The following is a 5,678-nucleotide window of genomic DNA, read 5'->3' as shown; positions in this document are numbered from 1 at the left end:
CCCAAGATCGACTGGCTCGGTCTCCCAGGTCAGCGGTTTCTTCCCAGGTCAGAACTAATTCCCCTAGGCCCCGAGGCCCGGGCGGCGAGGAGATCGGTCGGGCACTCCCTCGGGACAAGGCTGGGGCGACACCCGACCGGTTCTCACGCCGAGGATGAGGCTACGCGCTCGCCCCGGGCCCCGGGGTCCCCAGCCGCCCGCCCGCTCCCGGCCTCAGCCCCACGGGTCCGCGTCCCCGTCGTCGGCGTCCGCCCGGACCTCCGGGTGCCCTTCGAGCTCGATGGTCACGCTGCCGCCGGCCGTGAGGGTGTGCACGGTCCCGTGGTGGCCGACGCGCACGGCGGGCAGGTGCGAGGGCGGGGCGCTGACCGTCAGGGTCTGCTTCTCGATGTCGACGCTCAGGCGATGGCCACGGAAGTGCAACGGGAAGGCGAGCCGATCGACCTCGGCCGGCAGCGCGGGTTCGAGCCAGATCACGTCGTGGCGGATCGCGATCCCCGCATAGCCGCGCTGCAGCAGGTCGAGGGAACCGGCCATGACCCCGAGGTGGATCCCTTCGGCGGTGGTGCCGCCCTGGGTGTCGGCGATGTCGCTGTCGAGGGCGTGCGTGAAGATCCGCCACGAGTCCTCGCGGTGGAGCCGGGCGAGCAGCCAGGAGTGGACGATCCCGGAGAGCGTCGAGCCGTGCGAGGTCCTGGCCGCGTAGTACTCGATGGTCCGGGGGATCTGGGAGGTGTCCCAGTCGTACCCGAGGCGCGCGAAGACCTCGACCAGGTCCTCCGCGGACAGCAGGTAGAAGAGCATGAGCGTGTCGGCCTGCTTCGCCGCCTTGTAGCGGTTCACGTCGTCGCCCTCGGCCTCCAGGATGCGGTCCAGCCGTTGGATGGAGTCGTAGCGGCGCCGGTAGCCGTCCCAGTCGAGCTCCTCGAGGCGCTCGTAGCCGTCGAACTGGCTGAGGATCCCGCCGTCGTGGAACGGCACGAACATCTTGCGGGTGACGGCTTCCCACTGGTCCAGCTCGCCGGCCGAGAGCCCGAGCTCCTCCCACAGGTCGGCGCGGTGGTGCGCGGGGAGCTGCTCGAGCAGCTCACGGATCTGCTTGAGCAGCCAGACCGTCATCACGTTGGTGTAGGCGTTGTCGTCCAGGCCCGGCTCGGCCGCACCGGGGTAGCGGTCGTGGAACTCGTCAGGGCCCACCACGCCCCGGATCCGGTAGCGGTCGAGGGATCGGTCGTAGCTGGTGATCGAGACCAGGAACCGCGCGATCTCGATGAGCATGGGCCCGCCGCGGTAGCGCAGGAAGTCCATATCGCCGGTGGTCTGCGTGTAGTGGACGACGTTGAACGCCACGGCGTGGTTGACGTGCCGCTGCAGGCTGCTGTGGTCGGGCAGCCACCGGCCCGAGCGGGGGTTCAGGTGCAGCTGCTGGGTCTCCTCGCGGCCGTCGCTTCCCGACTGCCACGGGTAGTTCGCGCCTCTGTGGCCGGCCGCGGCCGCGCGGTGGCGAGCCTCGTCGAGCCGCCGGTAGCGGTACATCAACAGGCTCCGGCTGAGCGCGGGCAGCCGGAGGTCGAGGAACGGCAGGACGAAGATCTCGTCCCAGAAGATGTGCCCCCGGTAGGCCTCCCCGCAGAGCCCTCGGGCGGGGACGCCCACGTCGAGGTCCATCGAGTTCGGTGAGACGGTCTGCAGTGTGTGGAAGGTGTGCAGGTTGAGCGCCTGCCGGACGGAGTCGGTGGTGCCGACCAGCTCCGTGCCGAAGCGCTCCCACAGCGCGCTCCACCGCGAGGCGTGGCTGTCCACCAGGTCGTCGAAGCGACCGGCACGCTGCACCGCGCGCACGGAGGCCTCCGCGCTCTCGGAGATCGCCCGGTCGCCGCCCGCGTGGACGGCGACGACCTTCTCCACGGTCACCGGCCGGCCTTCCTCGACCGGGACCGTGAGGTCGTGGCCGATCCAGCCGTGGTCGCCGACGAGCGTGCGGGCGACCTGTGGCCGATCGCCGTTGCGGTGCACTCTCGTCCTGGCGGCCTGGGCCACCCGGACCAGGGACTGCGTGGTCTCCACCTGGAGCAGCACCGTCTCGGAGTCGACCTCCTCCTGGCGGACAGGGTCGTGGTGGTGGTGAGCCAGATCGCGGTACCGCGTCACGAGGGTGTTCCCCACCCGCCCGTCCAGGGCACTGCGCACGACGAGCTCGCCGCTCCAGTTCTCCGCCACGAAGGTGGTCTCCAGCGCGAGCAGGTGCGGGTGGCGCATGTGCACGATCCGACGCTGGGTGACGCCGGTCCGCCGGCCCTCGGCATCCACCCAGGTCAGGCCCCGGGCGAGGATCCCCCGACGGAGGTCCAGCTCCAGGTAGTACTCCTCGGGAGGCATCTCGTCCGGCGAGTACCAGTCCTGACCTGGCGTGCGGAAGCGGAGCACGAGCCAGTTCGGCAGGTTGACGATCGACTCGTTGCTCACCGTCGTCCCGTGGAACGTCTCGGCCAGCCGGTTGAAGACGCCCGCCAGGTAGGTGCCCGGGTAGTGCGCGCCACCCGCGGCGCACTCGGGAGCGGCGCCCCGTGACCCGAGGTACCCGTTCCCGAGCGAGCACAAGGCCTCGCGCAGGGGTTCCTCCGTCGGGTCGTAGCCCTCGTAGCGCAGCCGCCACGGACCTGCGGTCATCGGCCCCTCCTCGTCGAGCGCCCGGGCGCCACGGTGCCCTTCGACCACCCTGGCACGTCTGCCGGCCCGGCGGGCGAGGGCCCCGTCTCGCTCGGCGCGAACCCGGCCAGCGGACGTATCGTGGAGAGATGGCCACCGTGCTGGCGGCCGTCGATGCCAGTCCCGTCGCCCCCGAGGTGATGAGGGCGGCGGTGGTCTTCGCCGGTCTGCTCCAGGCGTCACCCACGGCTCTGCACGTGGGGACGGGGACCGTCGCGGGACTCGAGGTCGCCGCGTCGTCGGCAGGCCTGCGCCTGGACGTCCTCGACGGCGATCCGGCCGACGTGATCGCCCGGGCCATGGCCGGGGCCGAGGTCGCCCTCGGCGTCATCGGGGCGACGGGCGCGGGCTCCTGCGAGCGGCCGATGGGACGGATCGCCACGGCGTTGATGTCCTCGGTGCAGCGCCCCCTCGTCGTCGTCCCGGTCGGGTCGTTCCCGCCGGGACGCCGGAGCCTGCGTCGGGCGCTGCTCCCGCTGGACGGCGGTCCGGAGTCGACGGCCGCCGTCGAACCGGCGACGGAGCTGTTGGGCGGCGCGGGCGTGGACCTCGTGGTGCTGCACGTGATCGACGTGAGCTCGGTGCCGGTGTTCTGGGACCACGGCTCCCACTCCGCGGGGGCCTGGCGCGGGGAGTTCCTCGCCGAGCACCTGCGGGGCCGCCGGCTCCGGCTCGAGCTGCGTCGCGGGGACCCCGGGCAGGTCATCGCGGCGGCCGCCGCGGCCGAGAACGCCGAGCTGGTGGTGATGGGCTGGTCGCGCGACCTCTCGCCCGGCCACGCGCTCACGGTCCAGCACACGATCGAACGCCTCTGCCTTCCCGTCCTGCTCTTCCCTGTGCACTCCGCGCTGTCGCCTGCGGCGTACCGGGAGCACTGGCGGGTTCCGGCGGACCGCGGCTGAGGCAGGGGGAGCCATGCGCGTCGGGATGGTGGCAGCACCGTTCGTGCCTGTTCCGCCGATCGGGTACGGGGGCACCGAAGGGGTCGTCGACGTCCTGTCGCGCGGGCTGCGGCAGGCGGGCGTCGACGTGCGGCTCTTCAGCGTCGGCTCGTCGACGAGTCCGGTGCCCAAGGCCTGGTGGTACGAGCAGCCGGTCCGGCCGATGGGCAGGACCGAGGCCGAAGCCGTCCAGGTCGTCGCGGCCTACGCGGCGCTCGCGGACGTCGACGTCATCCACGACCACACCACGCTCGGACCGTTGGCCTTCGGCGGGCGCGGCGGAGTCCCGATCCTCACCACCTGCCACGGGGCCTTCACCCCTGAGCTGCGGCTGCTCTACCGCCGGATCGCGCGGACCGTGCCGCTCGTCGCGATCTCGCAGTCCCAGCGACGCTCGGCCCCGGAGCTGCCCTTCGCCCGGGTGATCTACCACGGCCTCGACCTGAGCGGCTTCCCCGTCGGGGAGGGGGACGGCGGGTATCTCGCGTTCCTCGGACGGATGGGTCACGGCAAGGGCCTGCACCGGGCGATCCGCATCGCCCGTGCGGCCGGCCGCCCGCTGCGGTTCGCGGCCAAGATGCGCGAGGAGGCCGAGTGCGAGTACTTCGACCGCGTGGTCGCGCCGCTGCTGTCCCCGGATGTCGAGTACCTCGGGGAGATCGGCCCGTCCGGTCGCGCCGAGCTGCTCCGGGGGGCGGGTGCGCTGCTCAACCCGATCAGCTGGCCCGAGCCCTTCGGTCTGGTGATGGTCGAGGCGCTGGCCTTCGGCACCCCCGTCCTCGCCTTCCCCGACGGGGCGGCACCGGAGATCGTGCGCGACGGGCAGACGGGATTCCTGCGGGGCGACGAGGAGGAACTCGCGCGGTGCGTCGCCCGCCTCGACGAGATCGACCGGGCGGACTGCCGGCGTGACGTCGAACGCCGCTTCTCGATGGAGCGCATGGTCCGGCTCTACCTCGAGCAGTACGAGCGGCTCCTGCCCGGACGCCCACGCGGGCTCCGACCCCCGTCCCCGTCGCGCGGGAGCACCGGGTCCGGCGACCCGCGGCCCGTCGGCGCCGTGAGGTGAGCGGGCCGTGGACACGCCCGACCCGTCGACGGTGGGCACCGCTGCCGCCGTCCTGCTCGGCGGGCGGAACGTGGCCGCGCTCGGCCCGGGTGCCCGGCGTCGTCTCGCCCGGCTGATCGAGGGCCTGTGCGCGCTGGGCGTCGAGATCGTCGTGGTGGGCGGGCCCGAGATCGAACAGGCCGACCGGTCGCTGGGTGCACGCCCCGGTGGGCCGGGTTCGCTGCACCTGTGCGTCGGCGCCCGGCCCACGCCCTACCGGGTGACGGTGGACGGCCCGCGCCCCGTGCGCGGCGCGGCGGGCCGTGCGCGCCGCGTCACCGGAGCGCCGGCCCCACCCGGCGGCGAGGAGGGAGCCCTGGCCTGGGCGACGGCCCACCTCGCGGCGCTCGGCATCGGGCCCGGCCTGGTGCTCGCGGTCGGGGACGGGCTCGCGGTCGGGGACCGGCTCGCGGTCGGGGACGGGACGGCGGTCGAGGACGAGCCAGCGGCTGAGGACGGGACCCTGCCGGCGGTCGGCGCGTCGGTCGTGCGCGTGCTCGCCGAGGAGCTCCGTCGGCACCGCGCCGGGGCGATGCCCCGGTTCGACGACCTGCCCGGGTGGACGCTGAGCCCCGAGGGCGTCGGCCGTCGCGCCCGCCAGTCGCTGCTCACCCTGGCGAGCGGGGGCTTCGGGACGCGCGGAGCGTGCGCCGAGGACGGGCCGGCCGAGGGTGCGGGGGTCGTGGCGGCCGGGGTGTACGACGGCGCCGGAGCCGAGGAGCGCCTGCTGCCCGGGCCGGTGTGGACGATGCTGGACACCTCGGCCGTCCCGGCGTCCCGGTCCGAGGACCGCGCGGTCCTCGACCTGCGCTCGGGCGTGCTCTGGCGGCTCGCCGCTCCCGCCGGCGGGATCGCGGGCCTGCGGTTCGCTGCCGGTGCGCGCCCGGGGGTCGTCGTCCTGCGGGCGGAGGCGGACGGGT

Annotated in this window: 3 protein-coding genes and 1 pseudogene; 3 read left to right on the top strand and 1 reads right to left on the bottom strand. The window is 73.8% G+C overall.

The genetic code is table 11. The annotated features are described in order from the left end of the window. Nucleotides 1-213: 213 nt before the first annotated feature. Nucleotides 214-2,670, bottom strand: a complete 2,457-nt coding sequence (locus ABWK99_RS13010; protein WP_372595129.1) for a glycoside hydrolase family 65 protein — start codon at nucleotides 2,668-2,670, stop codon at nucleotides 214-216. 128 nt (nucleotides 2,671-2,798) lie between these two features. On the opposite strand from ABWK99_RS13010, the gene ABWK99_RS13005 reads away from it, so the two are divergent. The 3 genes and pseudogenes from ABWK99_RS13005 to ABWK99_RS12995 form a co-directional block, all read left to right on the top strand. Next, the gene (locus ABWK99_RS13005; RefSeq protein WP_372595128.1) at nucleotides 2,799-3,611 is read left to right on the top strand and encodes a universal stress protein; all 813 of its coding nucleotides are present in this window, start codon (nucleotides 2,799-2,801) and stop codon (nucleotides 3,609-3,611) included. A 43-nt stretch (nucleotides 3,612-3,654) separates the two neighbouring features. After that, complete coding sequence (locus ABWK99_RS13000) at nucleotides 3,655-4,719, top strand: glycosyltransferase family 4 protein (RefSeq protein ID WP_372595127.1); 1,065 nt, start codon at nucleotides 3,655-3,657, stop codon at nucleotides 4,717-4,719. A gap of 7 nt (nucleotides 4,720-4,726) precedes the next feature. Then, nucleotides 4,727-5,678, top strand: a pseudogene (locus ABWK99_RS12995) (hypothetical protein); the annotation flags it as partial.

It is taken from the genome of Actinotalea sp. (assembly GCF_041597215.1).
Taxonomy (GTDB): Bacteria; Actinomycetota; Actinomycetes; order Actinomycetales; family Cellulomonadaceae; genus Actinotalea.
Note: the sequence above shows the minus strand (reverse complement) of the source record. Positions and strands in the feature narration are given on the sequence as shown.

Coding starts and splice junctions, on each gene's coding strand:
- ABWK99_RS13010 (WP_372595129.1), bottom strand. CDS start 2,670: ATGACCGCAGGTCCGTGGCGGCTGCGCTACGAGGGCTACGACCCGACG.
- ABWK99_RS13005 (WP_372595128.1), top strand. CDS start 2,799: ATGGCCACCGTGCTGGCGGCCGTCGATGCCAGTCCCGTCGCCCCCGAG.